Genomic DNA, 22,343 nt, shown 5'->3' with positions numbered 1-22,343 from the left:
TTAAAATCTCTTCATTACAACACTTTGTAAAATCACTTCACTATTACCAGGCCCTAACCCTCTACTTGTAATACGATAATAGGCCCTTTTTATAGCTTGATTTTCATCGCTTGTTTCAACTGTATCACCTTGCCTAGCTAAAAACTCTATAGCAAATTGCGGCTGTATGTTTCTACCTTCACCATAATTATAAAAACCATTTTCTAAACTATAGGTATTTTCCCAATGGTCATCTGATTTCCATACAGATTTATCGTTAATCTGTGGCCAAACTATAATTTTATCTTTTTCATAAGCAGTATCTATTGTAGATAAGGTTGGACTTTCATTACTGCTACTTAACCATTCTTCCGCATATCTTAAAGCAGCTTCTGCAGCTTCTAGAGCAATCTGTTTATCCCGTTGATTGGTGGTTATTTTAGTTGTAGTATTTAGTGAAGAAGTCATTCCTATACCTACAACTGAAAGTGCTAACATAATAATCAAGCAGTAAAGAAGTGATACCCCTTTTTCGTTTCTTATTAATCTATTCATTTATGATCTACCATTACGTAAAGAAACGGTTGTTGAAAATACTTGTCCATATAATCGTGAGTTACTAATACTTACATTGTTAACATCAAGTATTTTATACTTTTTATTTGTCCCATCTGCATTTTTATTATTTGCATTATGGGTAAAAATGCCAGAAGTTACTAGAATACCTATCTGCACAGAAGCAATATTACTCCATTTATTCACTGCACTTGCATTAACATACTTCTCAGCGTACCCTCTATTTTTATCATCTTCACCAATCAAAATTTGTAAATTTTCAACACCTTTAATTAATGGTATTTTTTTAGGATTAGCACCATCAGAAACAATTACACAAATTAATTCATTTTTTTCATTAACATAATATAACTCCGTAACTACATCATTATCACTTCGTGCTGTTCCACGACAATCAGTCATAGTTTGATCTGCTGGATTTCCGCTTCCTTGAAACCTGATAATAAGTAAGTCACTATTAGGCTTATTCCCTAGTTTTTTGTGTTTTTTTGAATTGTTTACCACTTTTAACAATGCATATCTATCCCAACTTACTTTATCTAAACTATTAATTTCCCCACCTTTTCTAAAAGGATTATCAGCGGCATGTGTGGGTTCTACCTTCCAGCCTGATTTCCAGACTGCTTTAGTCAAAAAAGACATAGCATAGCGTGCATTTTCTTGCATTCTACTATTGTCAGATACATTACTATAAGTATTTTTATTTGCTAAATATATCATGACAGCTGCACCACTTAATAATAACCCTAATGTTAAAGCTATCATTAACTCTATTAATGTAACACCTAGCTGCTTGTGTATTTTATTTTTCACCAAACATCCCCATCAAAAACAGTTAGTCTTTACATTACCTTTATTACGGCAAAAATTAACTGTTGTGCTATATTTTACTTCCTCTTCACAATCATTTTTATAACATCTTTTATTTTCTTTCCAAGATATTTCTATTTTATATATTCCTTTATTATCTTTTCTTTGCTTAATTTCTGCTTCTATTGGTGGCATAGGCGCTGTTGCATTTTCACCGTCAACCATTCCAACTTTTTTAGCCCACTCATACAAATCCGCTTTTGCTCGTTGCTCTTCATCACAATCTATTCTTGCTTCATTACAGTTGACTATTTTTTTATCTTTTATATTTTCTTCTAATGTATAGTGACCTTTCCAAACACCCTCAGGGTTTGCTCGCATTCGACCAATCAAGTCTTGAGTTAAAAACATTGCTTGCGTACTAAAATAATTACTATTACTGGTTTTAATACTAAACAACATCAACCCTGCAATACCTAAAAGCCCAATTCCCATAATCAACATGGTAATGAGCACTTCTATCATACTTATACCTGATTGTTTTTTTATCATTTTTATTCCCTTAAACACAGTCTGCCACTTTTTTCTTTATTAATGGATTTCCAATCATTTTCAAAATAAGTGCAGCTTTACTTTCATTTTTACAAAATGACATAATTGCTTCATTTTCAATTAAATTCACATTCCCATCCTTTTTTATATGCATCATTCCTTCTGAATTTATTACTAGCGCTTGAATATTTCTATTATCTTGGTAACTTATGTTAGGTACGCCATAAAACTCATTACTACTGACTTTCTTTAGTAACGTATCATCAGCACTGTTGTATACTTGGTTACTATTTTTATCTACAAAAACAAGAACCCCATTATTAAAACTTAAAGATCCACTACATCCATTACTTGCTGCGTTTAATCCACACATAACAACGTTCTTATTACGATTAACTGCTTCTGATCGTGCCATATTAATCGTGCTTATCAATACATCACGCGAACTATTAACCCTATTTTGATTTATAAACGACGTGAGTGATGGAACCGCAATGGTTGCAAGAATGCTTATCACGGCCACTGTCACCATCAACTCTATTAACGTAAACCCTTTAATTTTGCTCATTATTTAACCACTGCAGTACAATAACTGATGATGCTTTATACAACAGGTTTTGGCTACGTGTGACGAATTCGTGACAGGTGGGAGGTTTATATTGATAAAACGGGATACAACACTTCAATTGTAAAAATAAACAGGACTAATCAATCTACAACCCTATAAAGATTAATTTCTGTAGGTCGAAATGGAGAGAACAACGGCTGGGTAATGCTCGTCGAACTGTTCGCCGCAAGGAAGCGGCAACCAAGCCTCCAGGGATGGATTCACGGCGTGTTCGAGGGGCATTATGTAGACTTTGGATAAAGGTAAGCTCAGAATTTACTTTTAAAATATTCGATTACCCTGATATCTCAGGCGAGCACCTAGAGATAAATTTACAACGAGATTTGTATAATTTTTCTGGTTTTAGTGGACATATATTTGTATCTACCAGAGTGTATACCTTAAAAATAATTATTAAACGATAAGCTGTTTATTTTTTTAGATAAACTGTTGTTGTTGTTTGTTTATCCTTTGAAAGAATGTTTCCTACAATCGCAGCTTGCGGATAATCAACTTGTAACGCATTGAGACATTCATGCGCTACATCCTCACTTATTGCAATTAACAATCCCCCTGATGTTTGTGGGTCAAACAACAAAGGATAATAAGCCTCTTTTAGCCATTGATTAACTTCATACAAATAATGTCGGTTATTTTCATTTGCTGTTTGAAGTGTACTTTGCCAACCATAACGAAGTAAGTCTGTAACCCACGCTAAGACAGGTAACTGTGCCATATCCAGTTCAACACTGAGTTGCTCGGGTTTTAGCATTTCTAACAAATGCCCTAGAAACCCAAAGCCAGTGATATCAGTTACAGCATGAGGTTGAAATTTTTTAACTATAGGTACAGCTGCTTGATTACTGAGGAGCATCATTTCTAACATGTGTTCAACCCTGTCACCCTTGGCTTGAGCTACTTTGTTAGCCGCGAGTATCACTCCGGTACCGAGGGGTTTGGTAAGGATTAATACATCACCTGGCTTGGCTCCTGTTTTTTGCCATAATTTACCCAGCCCTCGTCGTCCATTTACGGTGACTGCTACACTTAACTCTGTCCCTTCTGCTGTATGCCCTCCAACCAACACGCACTCAGCTTGGTTTAACTCAGATTGAATGCCACTCATCAATAACAGCAACTCTCGTTTCAAACTGCTCGGCTGTTGATAAGGTAAGGTAATCGCAACCTGTACACTGTGGGGCTTACCACCCATGGCATAAATATCACTTAAAGCATGTATTACTGCTATCCGTCCAAATAACCAGGGATCATCAATAAAAGCTCTTAACTGATCTACCGTTTGTAGTAAATAGTTTGCTTCCCTCCAGGGAATAACTACAGCATCCTCTGCCTGATCATTAACGCCTATTGTTTGTAGTGTTTCAGCTAGGATATCCTGACTAATTTTTGCCCCACAACCATCACAACGCATCACTGGAGTTGTGTTTTCATGAAGATACCGATTGATCAGGCTTGGCATTTCATTAAAAGACAACTGCTGAAATTTTTTCATAAACTGGCGATCTAAGAAATCCTTCCATCGCCATACCCAAGTCCCAGAGAAAGAAAATGGTACTCGTTCACCAATAGCGTCTTTCTCTCCACAGGCTAACAGGCTTAAGAAATGCTTTTGGGGTTTAAATGGCTTTAGTGGTCTATCCACCAATAATGCACGGATATTATGAAATAATATTGGAGCCATACGTACTGCATATACGCCCGCTTTTGGGTTTGCCTCAGGCGTTAAGTGTGCAATATCTCCTGCGGCAAAAATGTTTTCAAACTTCAGCGTCTGCAATGTATTTTTCACAAGAACAAAGCCTTGTTCTGACAAATCAAGTGACGTGTTTTTTAACCAACTCACCCCTTTGCCATGGGTGCACCAAAAAATCTTATCTAGGTTTACTTCATTATTATTCTGATCATAAATCGAACTACTACAGACATTACTCACTTTAAAATTTTCATGGATACAGACCTGTTCCAGAAATAACTTATGCTTAACGTGTTGTCTCGTTTTAGGCAAATAGTTTGATAAAATATATGGACTTGCGGTAAAAAGATGTATCGTGAAGTGAGTAGTTACATACTTTAAACTATATGAAGTTGCAAAAGCCAGTTCTATACTTCCAGCGCCTCCACCCACAATACCTATTGTGTAGTGTGATTGTTGTCCAGCTTTTACTGTTTGTTTTAAAGACTGCCATTGTCTAAAAAAATCACCTATGGGCTTGACGGGTATTGCATACTCAGCGGCCCCAGGAATGCTCAAATCGGGTGTTAAGCCAATATCTAATGAGAGGATATCGTAATTGAGCTGAGGATAGCGCTCTAAAGATAAGTGCTGAGTATTAGGCTCTATATCTACCACTCGGTCCACAATAAAGCGCACACCAGCCCACTGGCACAATCTACGCAAATCTATATGTGTTTGCTCAAAGATATAATGTTCAGCAATAAGGCCTGGTAACATGCCTGAATAAGGGGTATAGACCTGTGGTGATATTAAGGTCAAACTGGTATTTGGTAGAGGTTTCATTTTCCAACGGCGGATAAACAACACATGACTGTGTCCTCCACCTACCAATACAATATCTTTTGCATAAACGGTTTGAGGTATATTCAAACTAATCGCAATTCCTTTCCTAAACGACTCAACGTTTTTGATTCCTTTTGTGAATGAGACATCAGCCAATCCCTAACTTCTCCAGCACTCCCTTGAAACAAAGGCTTTCTTTTATATTTTTGCTGATGGTAATAATACATAGGATCATAATATTCGGTTAGCATCATTTTTATGACACAACAAAGTAAAGACCCATCATTCATACGCTGATACTTTGCCATCCCCTCTTGAACCATTTGACTTAACGTTGAATAACGCACTCCACCCAAACGGCGTTTTATTTTAGTTAAAGCAGACTTTAAATGCTGTACGACTAATTCAAATGGATAAGTGCTGTTTTCAATATAGTCTCGAAAAGCATTTTCGATGCGCTCTTCGACTGGTGCTGTTAACTCAATATAAGGTGACTGACGCATAATACATTGCAATGTTTTAGGCAAAGCACAGCGACCAATTAAATGACTTTCATCTTCAACTAATATTGGATAGCGATACTTTTCTTTAAGCTGCATTAGCTTGATTGCCAGTGCATTCTCAAAGCAGGTCTGGGAAGGTTGTTCTACATTTAAAGCCCCAAAGGCAGAACCTTTGTGCTTTGCCAAATCCTCTAAATCCAGATGAGCTGAAAATTGTTGTAAAAGTGATGTTTTACCCACACAGCTCAAACCTGAGAGAACAATAAAAGATGGGTAACAGCTTTCTCTTTCCAAGCGCGTTAACAAATAGCTTCTAATCGCTTTGTAACCACCGACAATCCGAGGATAATCAACACCTGTCTCAGCTAACCACTGCTGAGTTATCTTAGAACGCAATCCACCCCGAGCACAATACAAAGCACCATGTGGATTTTGCTGAATAAACTGCAACCAGCTGTTTATTCTAGTTTGTTTAATGGCCGGCGTTGCGAGTTGATGACCTAAGGTAATGGCTGTATTTTGACCTTTCTCTTTATAACAGGTACCCACCAGCTTGCGCTGCTCATTATCCAGCAAGGGTAGATTGACTGAAGAGGGAAAGCTTCCTTTTCGAAACTCAATTGGAGCACGCACATCAAGTAGGGGAAAATCTTTTAATAACAGTGTTCGCCACTGTGCTTCATCCAGTAAAAACAAAATAGCCACTCCATGCTAATGAAGTGGCTATTGTATTGGTTAGGTTTTAGATTGTCTTGTATCTTACAACTGACTCATTATGGAGTAGTAGTTGGAGTACCTCCAGTACTTGAACTTGAACTTGAACTTGAACTTGAACTTGTGCCAGCGTCTTCCAGATTTTCACGCCAAAACACCTTTTGTAAAGGATTTTCACTTGGAGGTGTTAAACACTCACCAGGTCCACCACAAACCCGCTTAACAATACCACCTGATGAACCACCACTTGTACCACCAGGCTGTTGAAGAACTGCAGGACGTCCAGGAATACCCGTCGTCGAAAGTACTATATGCCTTTTAGACCTTTGGGTGGGATCACTAATCAAACTAGCAGGCGTTGCCGCATCTTTTATACTTATCGCATACATTCGAGCTTTACCTGTAGTTGGTTCACATGGGTTGGACGGAACAACTACATTTGGCTGATAAGTCGTGAAAAAGATAACCCCTGAAGTTATTGAAGCTTTTGCCAAAACTTTTTCGCCCTTAACATCAGCAGTATCATTTAAATCATGAACATTTATATACCATCCATACTTACTTAACGAATTATACTTCTGAACAGTTGTATTACTCGAATCTGCTTTATCAGAATCAGATAGCCCTTCATAACTAGAAACTAATGCAGCTACATTATTTGCTGTGGCATCATATAAGTTACTTTCTTTAATAACCTCAGAACCAACATATGAATAGTCAGGACTTGTTGAGGTACCAGAACTGCTCGCAGGAGGAGAAGAGTACACATTATAGTCTTTTATTAAAAAAAACTTATCTTGAATTACTTCATTCAAAGGATTTGATCTAACACCAGAACCAACAGCTATTGCCAAATACTCCTTTTGTCCTCTTTCTCTCATTAAAGCGACACTAGGCGCATTGAAAAAATGCCGTGAATTTGGAGAATCATCTCCTGAAAATTTAGCAATAATTCCACCTGTAGCAAAATCACTCACGCCCGAGTTTTCATGATTAAGATCAAAGCGCCATAGCTGACCTGCAATATCAACAACAAAAATCCGATCTGCAAGCTGATCACCATCAATATCAAAAGCGGTTAAATCAGCAGGTATACTATATTTCATTTCTGACAGTTGAAGTCCATTTGTAGCCGTTGCTGTACTTGACGCCCACCATAAACGATCTCCTGTTTTAGCGTCAACCATATAAATAGCTCTTCCCATTGAGCTTTTTGATGTCGAAGCCCCAGCTGAATCAACATTATTTAGCTTATGAGTGGCAGGATCTCCAACATCGTTTGCAGGGTCATATCCGCCAGCAAAAAATAGAACATCCTTGACGACTCCATTTAATTTAACTTTTGCTAAGCTTGGTTTTGACCAAGTTTGACCAAGCTCAGAAAAATCCCCTGTTGTTCCACCACCACTGATAGTCCATTTTAATGTTGGTGCCGAACGGTTTGTAACATCTAAAGCATAGTAGCTTCTTCCACCACGTCGTTCTCCCACATACAAATAAGCAAAGTCAGTGGTTGCAGGAGAAGTTGAAGAGTCAGTATCAGCAGTATTTCCATTAATAGTTGTAACAATTTTTCCATTTCCATTTCCATCATTAACCCATGGGGTAATTGGCCCATCTAAACCATATACTTTTCCTGACGTTGCATTTTTATAAGCTACAATATTTTTCAAGTGCTTACTTGGAATAAATGCAAACTTTTCGATACCTGTTTTCGTATCAACTGCATGTAAAAAGCCTTGATTTGTTCCAAAGAAAACAGTCGAGTCATAGTTTTTTATCGTTGTAGAGCCAGTTGTAGTTTCTTCCGTAAAATAAGTAATCACGGTTGGACTTGTATGTAGTGGGTCACCTATTTTCTTACTTGTATTTAACCAATTAACAACTTCATTAACTTGATCAATAGTGTCAATTCCTGGACCAAACTGACTCACCAAATTTGAGTTATCGGCAACTATTTTATTTGCACTTACATTTATTTCTGCAGTAGTGACATTGGTGTATAGTGTTCGGCTAGTTGGCAGTACACTAATCATCCCTCCTTTTGTTACATCATTTCCATCAGGATCACCACTTGTACTAGTCCAAAAGCTACGTGCTGTATCCTTTATTTTTCCATCTACAAGAATGGAGTTTGCTGCTGTGACACTTGACTCATCCCCAGTAAAAGTTTGATCTGTTAAAATACCATTTACTAGTTTGTATTTTTTTAAATTACCTCCCCAATCAGCATTTTTACTTGCTTTAAACATAACATAATACTGCTCATTATTATGTTGCAGAGGATTAAAATAATCTAAAGATACTGAGGGTGTTACAAATGTGGAAGTTTCTTCTTTAATAGAGACTAATGCCGAACTAAAAGCTGCTTCTATTTCGGATGTAGAACTCGCTAAAGCAAATGTTCCTTCAGAGTACTCTGCAGTACTTTTTAATAATCTTCCTTCAGTAGAAGTCTCTGTTATACCAAATGCAGCTATAGTATGTACAGGGATCTTTTGGACACCTTCAACAGAGGCGCTATTGTCTTGACGACCAAGGTACCAACCTAGCTCATCAAGGCACGATTTCTTACTACATTTTTTGGCTAATTTATTAAGCCCTGTCTTTTTAGCAGGGTAATCTGAATTAGGAATAGGTTTTATAAGCTTCTCAATCTCATCATTTGCTTCAGTATCCTGGGTTGGAGCACCATCAGTGAATAGTATAATACTGTTGGATACTCCACAAACACCTTTATGTTTGATTGGGCTGACATAGTTACCACTACTATTTAGTACGCCAGAAACACCCGTATAACTTCCACCAAACTCAGGTTTTTTTCCATTATAATATAAATATGCTTCGTATAAAGTTTCAGATAATGGTGTCCAAGTAGTAGCTCTTAACGCATTAACTGCATTCACTAGCTCAGTTTTATAACTAGCTGTTAATTCTTTTACTGGTTTATAAATTTTACCACCACTATCAGTATTAAAAATCATTAAACCAACATTTACACTACCATCTTTCTGCTTATTAATAATATTTGTAGTAGCCGTTTTAAGCTGAGTTAACCTACTACCTCTCATACTTCCAGAATTATCTAGCATAAATAGTACATTTGACTTACTTTCATCATCTGGAGTTTCAGCAGTATACGTAAATATTTCCGTATCATCAGCTATCACAAACAATGATAAAAAAAGTAAAGGGGTACATAATAACTTCTTCATAGTTAAAATCCTTTATGACTACTATCCACCAGTTCTAATTTCATACTGAAAACCCAGTGTTTGGTCAGTTTGTACATTTGCATTGATTACTTCAACTTCTGTATCAAGATGATAACGATAGGCTCTTGTTTCAGGTAAATCCTCTCCATCAGGAATACTTGCATCAGATATATAAGTTAATTCTGTATCAACCTCAGAAACTTTTTTATCTGTAGCACCCACTGTTACTTTATCCTCAACTTTTGCTGTTTGAGTTTGAGGGGTACCTTTACTCTTAATCGCTTTTACTAACTCACTAGGATCAGAGCGCATTCCTACAAATTGAGCATTAAGCTCAGAAATACCAAGCTGATAAACCTTAAGTTTGTTTTGTGAGTTTGAAGCCATTCTCTCTTCTAAAACTGTTGTTCTTGAAGCAGAAAACCCAATAACTGTTAAAATAATTAATATAATCAGACTAACAATTAATGCCGAGCCTTTTTGTTTTTCCATCACTTTATTACTCCTAAAGAAAGTCTGATGAAGAGTTATTAATCACCACCGTCGTTGTATAAATGTAACGAGGAATATTATCATTAATATCAATTTTTCCACTGTCTAATACTGTATAGCTTCTACTTTTCGATTCTATTGATCCTCGTAAAGCACCCGTGCTGACTAACAAACCGACACGCACTGCTCTTACTTTGGTCCAATCAGTGACATCATTTCTATTAACATATTGCTGAATAGCATTGCCTGCTGTATTAGTTACACCATAAAGAACTTGCATTCGTTCAATACCATCCACAAGTGGCTGAGGTGTACTGACCCATGCACTATCTGTTCTATTCCAACCTCGACAATATAGGCTCGCAATTCCATCTTCTTCATCAATATAATAGAGGTTAATAATTACATCATCGGCATCAACACCATTTCCTATACAATCTGCGTTATTGATTGGATCAAACACTACTGCTAGACGATCTGAGTTATTTACATCATCGGCATTCGTTGAGCAGTTATTATCGTCATTTTCAGGACAATCCGCTGAATCTACTGCAAAAAAAGGTAAAATTTCACCTTTATCCGGGTCACTGTAACCTGCCATGCGAATATCTCTCGCCAAAATATCTAATGCGAATCTGGCATTTTCTTGTACACGTGCAATATCACCCGTTAAGCGATAGGTTTGGGAGGTACCTAAAAATATCTGAATGACTCCTGCCACTAATAAAAGACCTAATACTAAAGCGATCATTAACTCGATTAGCGATAATCCTTTCTGTTTATTCGCAAACATATTAGAGTCTCACTTTTAAATTAACATTATTATCATCTTGCACAGGTGCATCAGCATCGGTTCCAAGACGCTGAGTAGAAAACCAACGAAGATTAATATTAATATCAGAACCAGCCGAACAAGGAAGAGTATCCCCAGTATCTGCATCAGCACATGTAATTGTCGCTGTTAACTCGGGTAACGTATCAATGACAGAAGAATTCACTGTTTTCTCAGTATAGGATTGACCACACATTAGTTCCCACGCATCGTAGCTTGCCATTTCTTCAGCAGAACAATCTGTTGCAGCAGCTGTCGTAGCAAAACCCGCTCCATTGTTAGAGTATGCGCTACACATTTTGGTTGGTTTTGTTCCACACTTTGTGGAGTTATTAGGTGTTCTAGCACCAAACTTATTTGTAGTGCCCGTAGTACTATAAAATCCAGCTTCTTTCCCTGCTGGATTTGCACGCATTCTTTCTGCTATTTCTTGCGCTAACCACATAGCCTGTGAACGTTGAGAAGCTTGATAAGTATTTTTCATGGATACAGACTGCAATCCTGCCAACCCGAGCAAACCAATGCCAATCACTAAAATAGTGATTAACACTTCTATTAGCGAAATTCCTCTAACGTTTATTTTCATGTTAATAATCCAATAACACTTGGTAACTTTTATCAGTCCAAATTAACTATTTAACGTACTCGCGTTTGCCCTGATAAATTCACATTTACAGTACGGTTTTCTGTGCCAACAGTTACTGTAAACGCAGCACCAGTATTCGGTGCACTTAATCTACCATTTCCTGCAAATGCTATTTCAGTAATATTTGTTGTAGTGGTTGAAGGTGTTCCAGATGTACCTGAAGTTGATGTCGTAGTTGTGGTTGCATTTACCGTAGCACCCGCAACCTCTTCGAAAACACGAACTTCCTCTGTGCCTCTACTTATTACCCAACCATTATTCCAGCTTTGATCGGTTCCAGTTCCTGAAGCCTCAATTGTTATTACTTGATTGCTACTAAGCGCAGTATTTCTGGCTAAATTAATGCTGTCGACTAGCTGACTCGTCGCACTTTGCAGTCTGTAATTCCTAATCATTGCATCAAAAGAAGGAACAGCAATAGCAAGGATGATACCTAGTACAGTGACAGTAACTAGCAACTCAATTAAGGTAAATCCATTATTTTTTTTGAACATATATTCTTACTTCTTTGCAGAACATCATCATTCACACAGTATAGATTGAAGCAGGAAATATGTTATAGAAAGGCTATCGATCGATAATCAATCAATTTTCAGGACTGAACTAACAATAAATAAAAGCAGAATCTAAGCAATTAATAATTTATATCAAAAAGAAATAATCACATTATCTATACAAATCATAAAGTTAATCAAAAATCATAGATAAAAGGCACAAAATAATTACCAAAAGGTTCCTCTTTATAAAATCTTATCTGAAGATAAGCGGCATTTTTTTTAACATTAACGGAAAACCAGTTTCATAAACTTAAAAGAAAGCTATTTTTTATTTAGTACAAATCTTATTTTTGAGAAATAGAGCAACAATCTAAATCCGATAGATCTTCTTCCACTATAAATGAAATGTTTTCTTAAACTTTTTTCTGTGCGAATGGCTTTTTGGCAGGGTAATCTAGCGATAAATGACCTTTTTCCATAGTATTTATAGTTCCCGTTTAATACGCGGTAAATTTTTCCTTGGGGACTTGGTTACCGTACCTTGGTAGCAAACAGTTTAACGCAGGTTATCCCTGCCTTTGACTTGTAATTGGGTAATTGCAAAAAGTGGGTTTGCTGTACTTGAGTGAGGTTGTAAAGGAAGTGTTGAGAAAACCATATGCAGCAGAGACCAAGGATGGTCTTCTGCAGCAAAAGTCATTAGGTATTTTCTATCGTTTTTACTCTAAGCTCTCTAGGCATTGAAAAAACTACATTTTCCTCTCTGCCTTTTAATTCATTGGGGGCTTCTTTTGCGCCAAGAGCTTGCAGTCGCTCAATAACATTTTTTACCAGTATTTCAGGGGCTGATGCCCCCGCAGTAATACCCACTGATGACTTACCCTTCAGCCAGTGCTCACTAATTTCATCTGCGGTATCAATAAGGTAGGCCTGAGCTCCCATTCGTTCTGCAAGTTCTCGTAGCCGATTAGAATTAGAGCTATTAGGTGAACCTACTACCAAAACTAAGTCGCAATCACTAGCAAGGCTTTTTACTGCATCTTGGCGATTTTGGGTGGCATAGCAAATATCATCTTTACGGGGACCTTTAATTGATGGGAACCGGTCTCGTAATGCATCAATAACCTTAGCAGTATCATCCATCGAAAGCGTTGTTTGGGTTACATAAGCTAGCTTTCCTGGATTATCAATCTGTAACTTTTCAACGTCTTTTTCGTTTTCAACTAAGTAAATACGGCCACCAAAACTGTGATCAAACTGGCCCATTGTCCCTTCAACTTCAGGATGCCCATTGTGTCCTATCAATACACACTCATAACCATCCCGACTATAACGAGCTACTTCCATGTGGACTTTTGTGACTAATGGACAAGTAGCATCAAAAACTTTTAAGCCTCTATCTTTTGCTTGTTGCTGAACAGCTTTGGATACACCGTGTGCACTAAAAATAACAATCATGCTATCAGGAACTTCATCCAGTTCATCAACAAAAACTGCTCCCCGGTTACGTAAATCATCTACCACAAACTTATTGTGTACAACTTCATGACGTACATAGATTGGTGGCTCAAACAACTCTAAGGCTCTGTTAACAATAGCTATAGCACGATCAACACCTGCACAAAAGCCGCGAGGATTGGCTAATTTCACTGAAAAAGTCATGGCTAGTCACTCACTTTGTCTGCTGGGTGCACAGCAATGATCTGCACATCAAAAGTAAGGGTTTTACCTGCTAACGGGTGATTAAAATCAACCCACACCCACTGCTCATCAAATGTCTTAATTACCCCAGGTAATTCAGCTTTATTGGCATCTGCAAATGACACCATCAGCCCTTCAGTTAATTCCATGTCTTGTGCAAACTGTTCTTTCTTTATTTTTTGCACATTATTAGGGTTAGGCATACCAAAACCTTGCTCAGGCTTTATGAGCAGCTCTTGTCGAACCCCTTCAGGCAAACCTAATAATGCCTGCTCAAACCCTGGTAGTAAGTTACCATCTCCCATTGTAAATTTGGCAGGTTGCTTTTCAAATGTGGAATCCACTACTGAGCCATCTTCTAGCTTAAGGGCAAAGTGCAGCTCAACAACGCTATGGCTACCGATTCGGTTTACCACACCACTGATAGCCGAGACCTCTTCATTTATTTCACGACCAGATGTTGTCATCTACACTTTTCCTTTCTTAGCGTGAGGGCTTACGAAATAAGTCAATAATCAACATAAATGCGCCAATAGTAATAGCACTATCTGCAATATTAAACGCAGGAAACATATGGTTTTCCCAATGCACAAGCAAAAAATCAACTACATGCCCTAGCACCAAACGATCATATAAATTCCCAAGCGCACCGCCTAACAAAAGCGCGAAAGCAACCGCTTGCCAACGATCATTTTTAGGTAACTGCTTAAGCCAAAAAACCAGAATTGCACTAACCCCCACAGCAATTAGACTAAAAAACCAACGCTGCCAGCCAGAAGCTTCACTCAAAAAGCTAAAGGCTGCACCTGTGTTATAGGCTAAGGTAAACCCAAATACAGGTAACACTGGGACAAACTCATGCATTTCCAGCTGACTCTGTACAAATACTTTTGATGCTTGGTCCAAAATGATGACCAAGACAGATAGCCACAACCAGTGCAGCATACCTTTTTCTACCTGTTCTGCTTTTTCTGGATTCAATGCTTGCTCCATTATTCGTCTAGTCCTAAGTCATCGTACTTAAGTAAAAAAGGGGCTCTCCTTTAGGAGAAAGCCCCATTTTATGCGTAAACAACTTATACAAAAAACCACGTCTCAATGCTGAGATCAACAGTACTGTCTATGTTCACCTCTGCCTGTGACATTGTCTACACATCGACCACAAAGCTCAGGGTGTTCATGATGATGGCCCACATCTTCTCGCTGATGCCAGCAGCGAACACACTTATTATGTGCTGAAGACTTAACAACAACAGATAAGCCATCAAACTCAGTGGCAACTGCATCTGCGGGAGCACTATCAATGTCTAGCAGTGTGGCTGATGATGTAATCAAGGCAAAGCGTAGCTCATCACCTAGTTTGCTCAATTCAGCCTTAAGGTCAGGTGAGCAGTAAAGCTCAACTTCAGCGGCTAAGCTTCCACCAATTAAGCCTTCGACACGCGCATTTTCCAGTGCTTTGTTAACAACTTGCTTAACGTCCTGAATGGTACGCCAATAGCTAGCACCCATTTCGCTACTTTCTGGTAAAGGTTGTAGCCCCTGATACCAGGTTGAAAACAATACTGACTCAGTATGTTCACCGGGTAAGGCTTCCCAAATCTCCTCTGCAGTGAAGCTCAGGATTGGTGCAACCCAACGCACAAAGGCTTCAGCAATATGGTACATCGCAGACTGGCAACTACGCCGAGGCAAACTATCCGCTTGCGTGGTGTATTGACGATCTTTGATAACATCCAGATAAAAGCTACCTAAGTCTAGGCTGCAAAAATGGTGAATCGCCTGATAAACCGCAATGAACTGATAGTTATCATAGGCCGCTTTGACTTCTTCCTGTAACTGCCAAGCACGATCAACAGCCCAACGGTCGAGGGCTAATAGCTCATCAACAGGCAGTAAATCTTTAGCAGGATCAAAGCCATTAAGGTTAGCCAATAAGAAACGTGCTGTATTTCGAATACGACGATAAGCATCAGCGGTACGCTTTAAGATTTCATCAGAAACTGTCATTTCGCCACTATAATCCGTCGCAGCTACCCATAGACGGAGAATATCTGCACCTAACGTATTCATCACTTGTTGAGGCGCGACCACATTGCCCAATGACTTAGACATCTTGCGGCCATGCGCATCAACCGTAAAACCATGGGTCAGTACTGCACGATAAGGTGGCTCATTACGAGTAGCGATAGCCGTCTTCAGTGATGATTGAAACCAGCCACGATGTTGATCTGAGCCTTCTAAATAAAGGTCCGCAGGAAAGCGAAGCTCATCTCTATGCTCTAACACAGCCGCATGAGTAACGCCAGAGTCGAACCAGACATCCAACGTATCCGTCACTTTGGTATATTGCTCTGCCTCAGCGCCCAAAAGTTCCTTAGGATCCAAGTCAAACCAAGCATCCATTCCTTGCTGCTCAACTTTCAGAGCAACTTGCTCAATGAGGGCTTCAGTATTTGGGTGCAATTCCTGTGTTTCTTTATGTACAAATAAAGTGATAGGCACGCCCCAAGTCCGTTGCCGAGAAATACACCAGTCGGGACTACTTTCCAGCATGACTTCCATGCGATTTTGTCCCCAGGCTGGGGTCCACTTCACCTGTTTTACTGCAGCTTTAGCTTTATCTAACAAGCCATTCTTATTCATACTGACAAACCACTGAGGTGTCGTACGATAAATCAATGGCGTTTTAGTTCGCCAGCAGTGGGGATAACTATGCTGCAACTTACTTTGACGCAGCAATGCGCCACGCACTTCAAGTTCAGCAACAATTTTTTCATCTACTTTATAAACGTGCTCACCTGCAAATTGCCCAGCCTTTTCGCTGAATACACCGTGATCATCCACCAGTTTAAGTGTGCCTAAACCATAACGCTGTCCCACTACGAAGTCATCAGGGCCATGATCTGGCGCAGTATGAACAGCACCTGTACCACTATCCGTAGTGACGTGATCAGCCATCATCAGCATAGAAACTCGATCGTAGAAAGGATGCTCAACCCTCAACTTATCGAGTTTGCCACCTTCAGCAGTACCAATGATTTGATAATCACTGACGTCATAACGTGCCATCACCGACTCAACCATTGGCTCAGCCAGCATGATCACTTCCTGCCCCAGACCAAAGTCGGCTTGAACCAAGGCATAGGTTAAGTCCGGATGAAGTGAAATACCTTGGTTAGAAGGTAATGTCCAAGGGGTTGTTGTCCAGATTACCGTTGACACCTTGCCTACTGGTGCTTGCTTGAGGTCAAAGGCAGACAAAAATGCTTCAATATCCTCTGGCGTAAAGCGCACATCGATTGAAAACGAAGTTTTATCCTGATATTCAACCTCTGCTTCAGCCAATGCCGAACCACCCACTACACTCCAGTAAACGGGCTTTTCACCTTTATGTAAGTGACCATTTTTAGCTACACGCCCCAGAGCACGAATAATATTCGCCTCAAACGTGTAATCCATTGTTAAGTAAGGGTTATCCCAGTCGCCCAAAACACCTAAGCGCTTGAAATCCTTACGCTGTCCTTCCACCTGTTTCATGGCATATTCACGACACTTTTGGCGAAATGCCTTGTGGTCTATCTTAGTACCGGCACGACCGACTTTACCTTCTACCTTGTGCTCAATAGGTAAGCCATGGCAGTCCCAACCAGGTATATAAGGTGCATCATAACCAGATAGGGTTTTTGACTTGATAATAATATCTTTGAGTATCTTGTTGACTGAGTGACCAATGTGAATATCACCGTTGGCGTAAGGTGGGCCATCATGCAAAATAAATTTATCTCGACCTTTGCTGACCTCACGAATTTTTTGATACAACCCTGTTTGGTACCAGCGCTTGAGCATTTGAGGCTCGCGTTGCGCCAGGTTCGCCTTCATAGGGAAGCTCGTTTTAGGTAGGTTCAGCGTCGATTTATAGTCAGTCATGATTGTTTATACCAAGTACTCAAGTTTGCTTTTACCTATTGATGATCATCGGTGGAACAATTGTTGAGCCATCACAATGTCCTTTTCGATTGCCTCGCGTAAGGCATTGATAGACGAGAACTTTTGTTCATCTCTCAGTTTGCTGACAAATTCTACCGCAAGCCGCTTACGATACAAGTCACCAGAAAAATCTAATAAATGTGTTTCCAGCATGGGCTGTTTACTGACAACAGTTGGTCGCCAACCGATATTCGCGACACCGTTTAAGGGGTGCCAGCTATACCCATGAACTTTTACCGCATACACGCCCTGAAGTGGTAACTGGCAACGCTTTAACGCAATATTGGCAGTAGGCACACCAAGCGTCCGCCCTAACTGTTGCCCTCGAATAACACGGCCTTGAATGGCATAGGGTCGCCCTAAAAGCTGTGCTGCAAGCTCAAAGTCCGCTTCCTGCAAAGCTTGCCTAACCCAGGTACTACTAATCCGTTTGCCCTGAAACAGCACACTACAGTTGCTTGCTACGCTAACACCATGCTGTTCACCATACTCTTTCAGGAGCTGGAAGTTACCTCTCCGATCACAGCCAAAACGGAAATCATCACCCACTACAAGGTGCTTCATCGCCAGCCCGCTCAATAAAATACGCTGGATAAACTCATCTGCAGTGAAGGCTCGGAGTTGACGATTAAAATGCAGGCAAAGCACTTTATCGACATCGTATCGCTTAAGGAGGTCAAGCTTTTCGGTTAAGGAGGTCAGTCGAGCGGGAGCATTTTGACCATCAAAAAACTCTCTAGGCTGTGGCTCAAACAATACGACAACAGATGGAAGTCCAAGCTGCTCAGCCTGATCTTTCAATTGATTTAGAATAGCCTGATGCCCTCGATGCACACCATCAAAGTTACCAATGGTGACAACACTGCCATACTGTTGTTTGAGGTTATGTAAACCACGGATGAGTTCCATTGTTTTACTCACTTACACTCCAGGGCCAGCCATTATATAGCAGGGTCCTAGTGCTGAACACCTGGAATTCAAAAGCACAACCATTGGAACTATCAATGCAAGCTTCAGTGGGCTAAATGTCGGGGTTTAAATCCGCTGAGAAACAATGCGGCAGCATACGCCAATACTCCAGCAGATACTAGCAAGGCAATCTGTAAAGCACGGTCAATCCACCCCCAGCTCAACCAAAGAGATACATCAGCCATTAACTTATAAACCACTAATACCATCAGGCTGTTTGCCATAAGCATACGCAAACTCAGTAGCCGCCAACCAGGCTGAAGCTTAAACACGCCTATACGATGCAATCCCCAATAGAGCATGCCAGCATTCAGCAGTGAAGAAAGCGAGGTTGCTAGCGCCAAACCTGCATGTTTAAGCGGAATAACCAAAATGACATTTAAAATCATACTGGCAAACATTGCTTTAATAGCTATACGAACAGGGGTTTTGGTGTCATGCCTCGAAAAGTAGCCAGTCGCCAGTACTTTAATCAACATAAAGGCAACTAACCCCAGAGTATAAGCACGAAGGCTTTTCGCGGCATTAAAGACATCACTGTCTTGCATTGCTCCATAGTGAAATAAGGTAGCAATGAGTGGCTCTGCCAAAATAAATAGCGCCAGGGCCGATGGAATTCCCACTAAACAGACTAGTTTCAAAGCCCAGTCAATGGTTCGTGAAAAGCTCTCTGAAGATTGCTCCGCATGTTTACGCGATAAGCTAGGCAGGATAACCGTGGCAATGGCAATACCAAAAATACCTTGAGGAAGCTGAGTCAAACGCTCAGAGTAATACAACCAAGAAATACTGCCCGTCTCCAGCAATGATGCTAAGACCGTATCAAACAGCACACTTATCTGATAAACCGATGCACCAAACAAAGCTGGAACCATCAGCTTCATAATCCGCTGAACGCCCTCATGGTGCCACCCCCAACGCGGCCATGAGAAGAGTTGCAGCCGTACTAAAAATGGTAGCTGAAAGCACAGTTGCGCAATACCAGCCAACATCACCCCATAAGCCAGCGCCATAACTGGCTCATCAAACCAGGGTGTCATAAACAATGTGGCCAAAATTAATGCTACATTAAGAAGAACAGGCGTAAACGCAGGAATAGCAAAACGGTTAAAGCTATTCAATACACTGCCACATAAAGCCGTTAGCGATATCAGCATCAAATAGGGAAAAGTGATTTGAAGCATTTCTGCTGTCAATGAGAGTTTCTCTGGCATTTGCCGAAACCCTGGTGCAAAAATGGTAATAATCAACGGAGCAGCCAAGACACCAATACTGGTTAGTATTAATAATGCTCCACCTAATGTCCCCATGGTCCGCCTTACAAGCTCTTGCACCTCACTAAATGAGCGCTTTGTGTGGTACTCAGTTAGCACAGGAACAAAGGCTTGGGAAAATGCACCTTCTGCAAATAGACGCCGAAAAAAATTAGGGATTTTAAAAGCTACAAAAAAAGCATCTGCTTCTGTTTTCGAGCCAAAATAGCTGGCAATTGCAATATCTCGTGCTAGCCCCATGACTCTTGATAACAAAGTCATCACGCCCACTATGGCACTGGAACGCAGCAGACCAAATGACTTAGTAGGCTTAGCAGGTTTTTCTTGACGTGAAGGTTCAGTTTCACTCATTGCATGGTATCCAAACAGGTAGTATCTATACCCTCTGCGAAGGGTATAAGCTAAAAAAGGGACTTATTATAACTTTTTCTTACATCACAAAAGTGACTTAGCCATCAACCCATAGCACTTTGTAAAAAAGGAGGGCTCTCACAAATGCACTGTATTTTATAAAAATCGTCTTTCTAAAACCCTATTGCCCAAAGTCTGCCCAGCTATGCTCAAGCACACAACAAACTCGCCAACTTTGTATTCAATAGACGCACATTGAAATACAGCAGCTGTTCTTTTAGCAAGACTTGACTGATGAGCTTGGGTAAATAGCGTGAGTCTCGTTTGTAGCAAGCCAAGGTTCTCAACCTTAAGCTCAGTGATAAAAGCGCGCGTTTTACTGGACAAATATTGACAATGACAGACCAAATGGGCATAGTTGCGCGTCTAATTTTATATGGTGATAGCATTCAAGGAGCAAGACGGTGGCAAATACCCCCTCTGCTAAAAAACGTGCACGTCAGAATGAGAAGCGCCGTCAGCATAACGCCAGCCTGCGCTCTCATGTACGTACAGTAATCAAGAAAGTCATTGCTGCAGTTGAAGCCAAAGATATCGAACAAGCTAAGGCTTCATTCACTGCTGCAGTACCTGTGATTGACCGAATGGCCGATAAAGGCATCATTCACAAAAACAAAGCAGCGCGTCATAAGAGTCGCTTGTCTGCTAAGGTCAAGGCTTTAGCTGAAGCTTAAGGCTAACTAGCCTGATAAAGCCGGCTGTCGCCGGTTTTTTTTTGCCTGCCAAATTTCACTCAGCTAAACAAACCTTGATCCTAACCACCTCACCTTACCCATCCGTTAGTAATACAAGGTTATCCCGATGAATCAACTCTGGCTCATCCACATACCCTAAAATCCCTTCTATCTGATGACTCGGCTTGCCAATAATCTGCCTTGCTTCATCTGCACTGTAGTTCACCAGGCCATTTGCAATAGGCACACCTTGCAAATCTACACAGGTCACCATCTCCCCTCGCTGAAAGCCTCCCTCTATAGCAGAGACGCCAACTGGTAGTAAGCTCCGCCCTTCTTCTAGCAATACTCTTACAGCACCAGCATCAATGACCAAACGTCCTCGAGTTTGCAGGTGTCCTGCCAGCCATTGCTTACGAGCAGCTAATCGTTCTTGCTCAGGTGTAAGCAGTGTGCCAATGTCTTCACCAGCCGCTACTCGCGTTAAAACATCGGACTGAGCACCACCCACTATAACGGTATGCGCCCCTGACCGGGCAGCTAGCCTTGCAGCACGCACCTTCGTCATCATGCCACCACGACCTAATGCACCGGCACTTCCAGCAGCCATATTATCCAGTGTTTTACTGGCAGCCGGTGCTGTACTTACTAGCTTGGCATCCTTATTAGTTCTGGGGTCTGCATCATAAAGACCTTGCTGATCTGTCAAAATGACTAAAAGATCTGCCTCAACTAGGTTAGCTACCAGTGCTCCTAAGGTGTCATTGTCGCCAAAGCGTATTTCATCTGTAGCAACCGTATCATTTTCGTTGATGATTGGAATAACACCTAGCTCCAACATAGTACGTAAAGCACTTCTGGCATTTAAATAACGCTGCCGATTAGATAGATCAGCATGGGTGAGAAGCACTTGTGCGGGAGAGATATTATGCTGCCGGAAAAAGCTTTCATAAGCCTGAATCAACCCCATCTGCCCTACTGCCGCAGCCACTTGTAGCTCATGAATGGCTCTCGGTCGAGAAGCCCAGCCCAGTCTAACCATTCCTTGAGCTACTGACCCAGAAGAAACCAGCACAACTTCTATGCCTTGCTTACGCAATGTAGCTATTTGCTCTACCCACTGCTGCATTGCTTCAGTGGCTAAGCCTTTACCATTTGCGGTGAGCAGGGCACTGCCTATCTTGACAACCCAGCGTTTCGCTTTAGTCAGTTTTTCTCTTTGATTATCTTGCTGCATGAAAGTTAACTACATGAGAACGTTAGCCTGAACTTGACAAATAAATCATTGCCTGACAGCCATTTAATTAGCCAAAAAAATTGTTAATTCGTGAAAGGCAGACAAACACGAAAACAGCCTTTATT

General features: G+C 40.4%; 20 protein-coding genes. 1 reads left to right on the top strand and 19 read right to left on the bottom strand.

The window, feature by feature from the left end:
* From F607_RS0104405 to murJ, 18 genes are all read right to left on the bottom strand, one after another.
* Positions 1 to 534, bottom strand: a complete 534-nt coding sequence (locus F607_RS0104405) for a pilus assembly PilX family protein (RefSeq protein WP_084611097.1) — start codon at positions 532 to 534, stop codon at positions 1 to 3.
* Positions 535 to 1,368, bottom strand: a complete 834-nt coding sequence (locus F607_RS0104400; protein ID WP_027707097.1) for a PilW family protein — start codon at positions 1,366 to 1,368, stop codon at positions 535 to 537. It lies immediately after the preceding gene.
* Between the two features lie 12 nt (positions 1,369 to 1,380).
* Positions 1,381 to 1,917 carry a type IV pilus modification protein PilV gene (gene pilV, locus F607_RS32540; RefSeq protein WP_051310883.1) on the bottom strand — a complete coding sequence of 179 codons (537 nt, stop codon included), beginning with the start codon at positions 1,915 to 1,917 and terminating at the stop codon, positions 1,381 to 1,383.
* 10 nt (positions 1,918 to 1,927) lie between these two features.
* The gene (locus F607_RS32535) at positions 1,928 to 2,485 is read right to left on the bottom strand and encodes a GspH/FimT family pseudopilin (protein ID WP_051310881.1); all 558 of its coding nucleotides are present in this window, start codon (positions 2,483 to 2,485) and stop codon (positions 1,928 to 1,930) included.
* Positions 2,486 to 2,954: 469 nt separating this feature from the next.
* Complete coding sequence (gene selD, locus F607_RS28110; protein ID WP_038290006.1) at positions 2,955 to 5,150, bottom strand: selenide, water dikinase SelD; 2,196 nt, start codon at positions 5,148 to 5,150, stop codon at positions 2,955 to 2,957.
* Entirely contained in the window at positions 5,147 to 6,262 is a 1,116-nt protein-coding gene (gene mnmH / locus F607_RS28105; protein ID WP_051310879.1) for a tRNA 2-selenouridine(34) synthase MnmH, read from the bottom strand. Before mnmH ends, selD begins: the two co-directional genes overlap by 4 nt.
* 77 nt (positions 6,263 to 6,339) lie before the next feature.
* Positions 6,340 to 9,495, bottom strand: a complete 3,156-nt coding sequence (locus F607_RS0104375) for a VWA domain-containing protein (RefSeq protein ID WP_027707096.1) — start codon at positions 9,493 to 9,495, stop codon at positions 6,340 to 6,342.
* A gap of 21 nt (positions 9,496 to 9,516) precedes the next feature.
* Positions 9,517 to 9,987, bottom strand: coding sequence for a PilX N-terminal domain-containing pilus assembly protein (locus F607_RS0104370; RefSeq protein WP_027707095.1), 471 nt, complete (start codon positions 9,985 to 9,987; stop codon positions 9,517 to 9,519).
* 13 nt (positions 9,988 to 10,000) lie between these two features.
* The gene (locus tag F607_RS34540) at positions 10,001 to 10,780 is read right to left on the bottom strand and encodes a PilW family protein (RefSeq protein ID WP_027707094.1); all 780 of its coding nucleotides are present in this window, start codon (positions 10,778 to 10,780) and stop codon (positions 10,001 to 10,003) included.
* 1 nt (position 10,781) lies between these two features.
* Positions 10,782 to 11,405 (bottom strand): type IV pilus modification protein PilV, encoded by a 624-nt coding sequence (pilV, locus tag F607_RS32530; protein ID WP_084611095.1) that lies wholly within the window; start codon positions 11,403 to 11,405, stop codon positions 10,782 to 10,784.
* Between the two features lie 50 nt (positions 11,406 to 11,455).
* Positions 11,456 to 11,959, bottom strand: coding sequence for a GspH/FimT family pseudopilin (locus F607_RS32525; RefSeq protein ID WP_051310875.1), 504 nt, complete (start codon positions 11,957 to 11,959; stop codon positions 11,456 to 11,458).
* Between the two features lie 559 nt (positions 11,960 to 12,518).
* The gene (locus F607_RS33970) at positions 12,519 to 12,662 is read right to left on the bottom strand and encodes a hypothetical protein (RefSeq protein ID WP_157365377.1); all 144 of its coding nucleotides are present in this window, start codon (positions 12,660 to 12,662) and stop codon (positions 12,519 to 12,521) included.
* On the bottom strand, positions 12,662 to 13,624 hold the full coding sequence (ispH, locus tag F607_RS0104345; protein WP_027707093.1) for a 4-hydroxy-3-methylbut-2-enyl diphosphate reductase: 963 nt from the start codon (positions 13,622 to 13,624) through the stop codon (positions 12,662 to 12,664). The genes F607_RS33970 and ispH overlap by 1 nt, the downstream gene beginning before the upstream one ends.
* Positions 13,625 to 13,626: 2 nt before the next feature.
* Entirely contained in the window at positions 13,627 to 14,130 is a 504-nt protein-coding gene (gene fkpB / locus F607_RS0104340) for an FKBP-type peptidyl-prolyl cis-trans isomerase (RefSeq protein ID WP_051310874.1), read from the bottom strand.
* A gap of 16 nt (positions 14,131 to 14,146) precedes the next feature.
* A complete protein-coding gene (gene lspA / locus F607_RS0104335) occupies positions 14,147 to 14,656 on the bottom strand; it encodes a signal peptidase II (RefSeq protein ID WP_051310872.1) in 510 nt (169 codons plus the stop codon).
* A gap of 114 nt (positions 14,657 to 14,770) precedes the next feature.
* On the bottom strand, positions 14,771 to 17,593 hold the full coding sequence (gene ileS, locus F607_RS0104330) for an isoleucine--tRNA ligase (protein WP_027707090.1): 2,823 nt from the start codon (positions 17,591 to 17,593) through the stop codon (positions 14,771 to 14,773).
* A 45-nt stretch (positions 17,594 to 17,638) separates the two neighbouring features.
* Positions 17,639 to 18,574 carry a bifunctional riboflavin kinase/FAD synthetase gene (gene ribF, locus F607_RS0104325; RefSeq protein WP_230400363.1) on the bottom strand — a complete coding sequence of 312 codons (936 nt, stop codon included), beginning with the start codon at positions 18,572 to 18,574 and terminating at the stop codon, positions 17,639 to 17,641.
* Positions 18,575 to 18,666: 92 nt separating this feature from the next.
* Complete coding sequence (gene murJ / locus F607_RS0104320) at positions 18,667 to 20,247, bottom strand: murein biosynthesis integral membrane protein MurJ (RefSeq protein ID WP_051310870.1); 1,581 nt, start codon at positions 20,245 to 20,247, stop codon at positions 18,667 to 18,669.
* 464 nt (positions 20,248 to 20,711) lie between these two features.
* Here murJ and rpsT point away from each other — a divergent pair, with 464 nt between their 5' ends.
* Entirely contained in the window at positions 20,712 to 20,981 is a 270-nt protein-coding gene (gene rpsT, locus F607_RS0104315) for a 30S ribosomal protein S20 (RefSeq protein WP_027707087.1), read from the top strand.
* Between the two features lie 94 nt (positions 20,982 to 21,075).
* Here the strand turns inward: rpsT and proB are convergent, their stop codons facing one another.
* On the bottom strand, positions 21,076 to 22,218 hold the full coding sequence (gene proB, locus F607_RS0104310; RefSeq protein ID WP_027707086.1) for a glutamate 5-kinase: 1,143 nt from the start codon (positions 22,216 to 22,218) through the stop codon (positions 21,076 to 21,078).
* Positions 22,219 to 22,343: the final 125 nt, after the last annotated feature.

Origin of the sequence: Zooshikella ganghwensis DSM 15267 (assembly GCF_000428585.1) — a bacterium.
GTDB classification, from domain to species: domain Bacteria; phylum Pseudomonadota; class Gammaproteobacteria; order Pseudomonadales; family Zooshikellaceae; genus Zooshikella; species Zooshikella ganghwensis.
Note: the sequence above shows the minus strand (reverse complement) of the source record. Positions and strands in the feature narration are given on the sequence as shown.

What these genes read in the sequence shown, in the direction of transcription:
- fkpB (WP_051310874.1), bottom strand. Translation starts at nt 14,130, where the DNA reads ATGACAACATCTGGTCGTGAAATAAATGAAGAGGTCTCGGCTATCAGT.
- murJ (WP_051310870.1), bottom strand. Translation starts at nt 20,247, where the DNA reads ATGAGTGAAACTGAACCTTCACGTCAAGAAAAACCTGCTAAGCCTACT.
- F607_RS32535 (WP_051310881.1), bottom strand. Translation starts at nt 2,485, where the DNA reads ATGAGCAAAATTAAAGGGTTTACGTTAATAGAGTTGATGGTGACAGTG.
- lspA (WP_051310872.1), bottom strand. Translation starts at nt 14,656, where the DNA reads ATGGAGCAAGCATTGAATCCAGAAAAAGCAGAACAGGTAGAAAAAGGT.
- F607_RS0104375 (WP_027707096.1), bottom strand. Translation starts at nt 9,495, where the DNA reads ATGAAGAAGTTATTATGTACCCCTTTACTTTTTTTATCATTGTTTGTG.
- ispH (WP_027707093.1), bottom strand. Translation starts at nt 13,624, where the DNA reads ATGACTTTTTCAGTGAAATTAGCCAATCCTCGCGGCTTTTGTGCAGGT.
- F607_RS0104405 (WP_084611097.1), bottom strand. Translation starts at nt 534, where the DNA reads ATGAATAGATTAATAAGAAACGAAAAAGGGGTATCACTTCTTTACTGC.
- ileS (WP_027707090.1), bottom strand. Translation starts at nt 17,593, where the DNA reads ATGACTGACTATAAATCGACGCTGAACCTACCTAAAACGAGCTTCCCT.
- pilV (WP_084611095.1), bottom strand. Translation starts at nt 11,405, where the DNA reads ATGAAAATAAACGTTAGAGGAATTTCGCTAATAGAAGTGTTAATCACT.
- F607_RS0104370 (WP_027707095.1), bottom strand. Translation starts at nt 9,987, where the DNA reads ATGGAAAAACAAAAAGGCTCGGCATTAATTGTTAGTCTGATTATATTA.
- F607_RS32525 (WP_051310875.1), bottom strand. Translation starts at nt 11,959, where the DNA reads ATGTTCAAAAAAAATAATGGATTTACCTTAATTGAGTTGCTAGTTACT.
- F607_RS34540 (WP_027707094.1), bottom strand. Translation starts at nt 10,780, where the DNA reads ATGTTTGCGAATAAACAGAAAGGATTATCGCTAATCGAGTTAATGATC.
- proB (WP_027707086.1), bottom strand. Translation starts at nt 22,218, where the DNA reads ATGCAGCAAGATAATCAAAGAGAAAAACTGACTAAAGCGAAACGCTGG.
- pilV (WP_051310883.1), bottom strand. Translation starts at nt 1,917, where the DNA reads ATGATAAAAAAACAATCAGGTATAAGTATGATAGAAGTGCTCATTACC.
- F607_RS33970 (WP_157365377.1), bottom strand. Translation starts at nt 12,662, where the DNA reads ATGACTTTTGCTGCAGAAGACCATCCTTGGTCTCTGCTGCATATGGTT.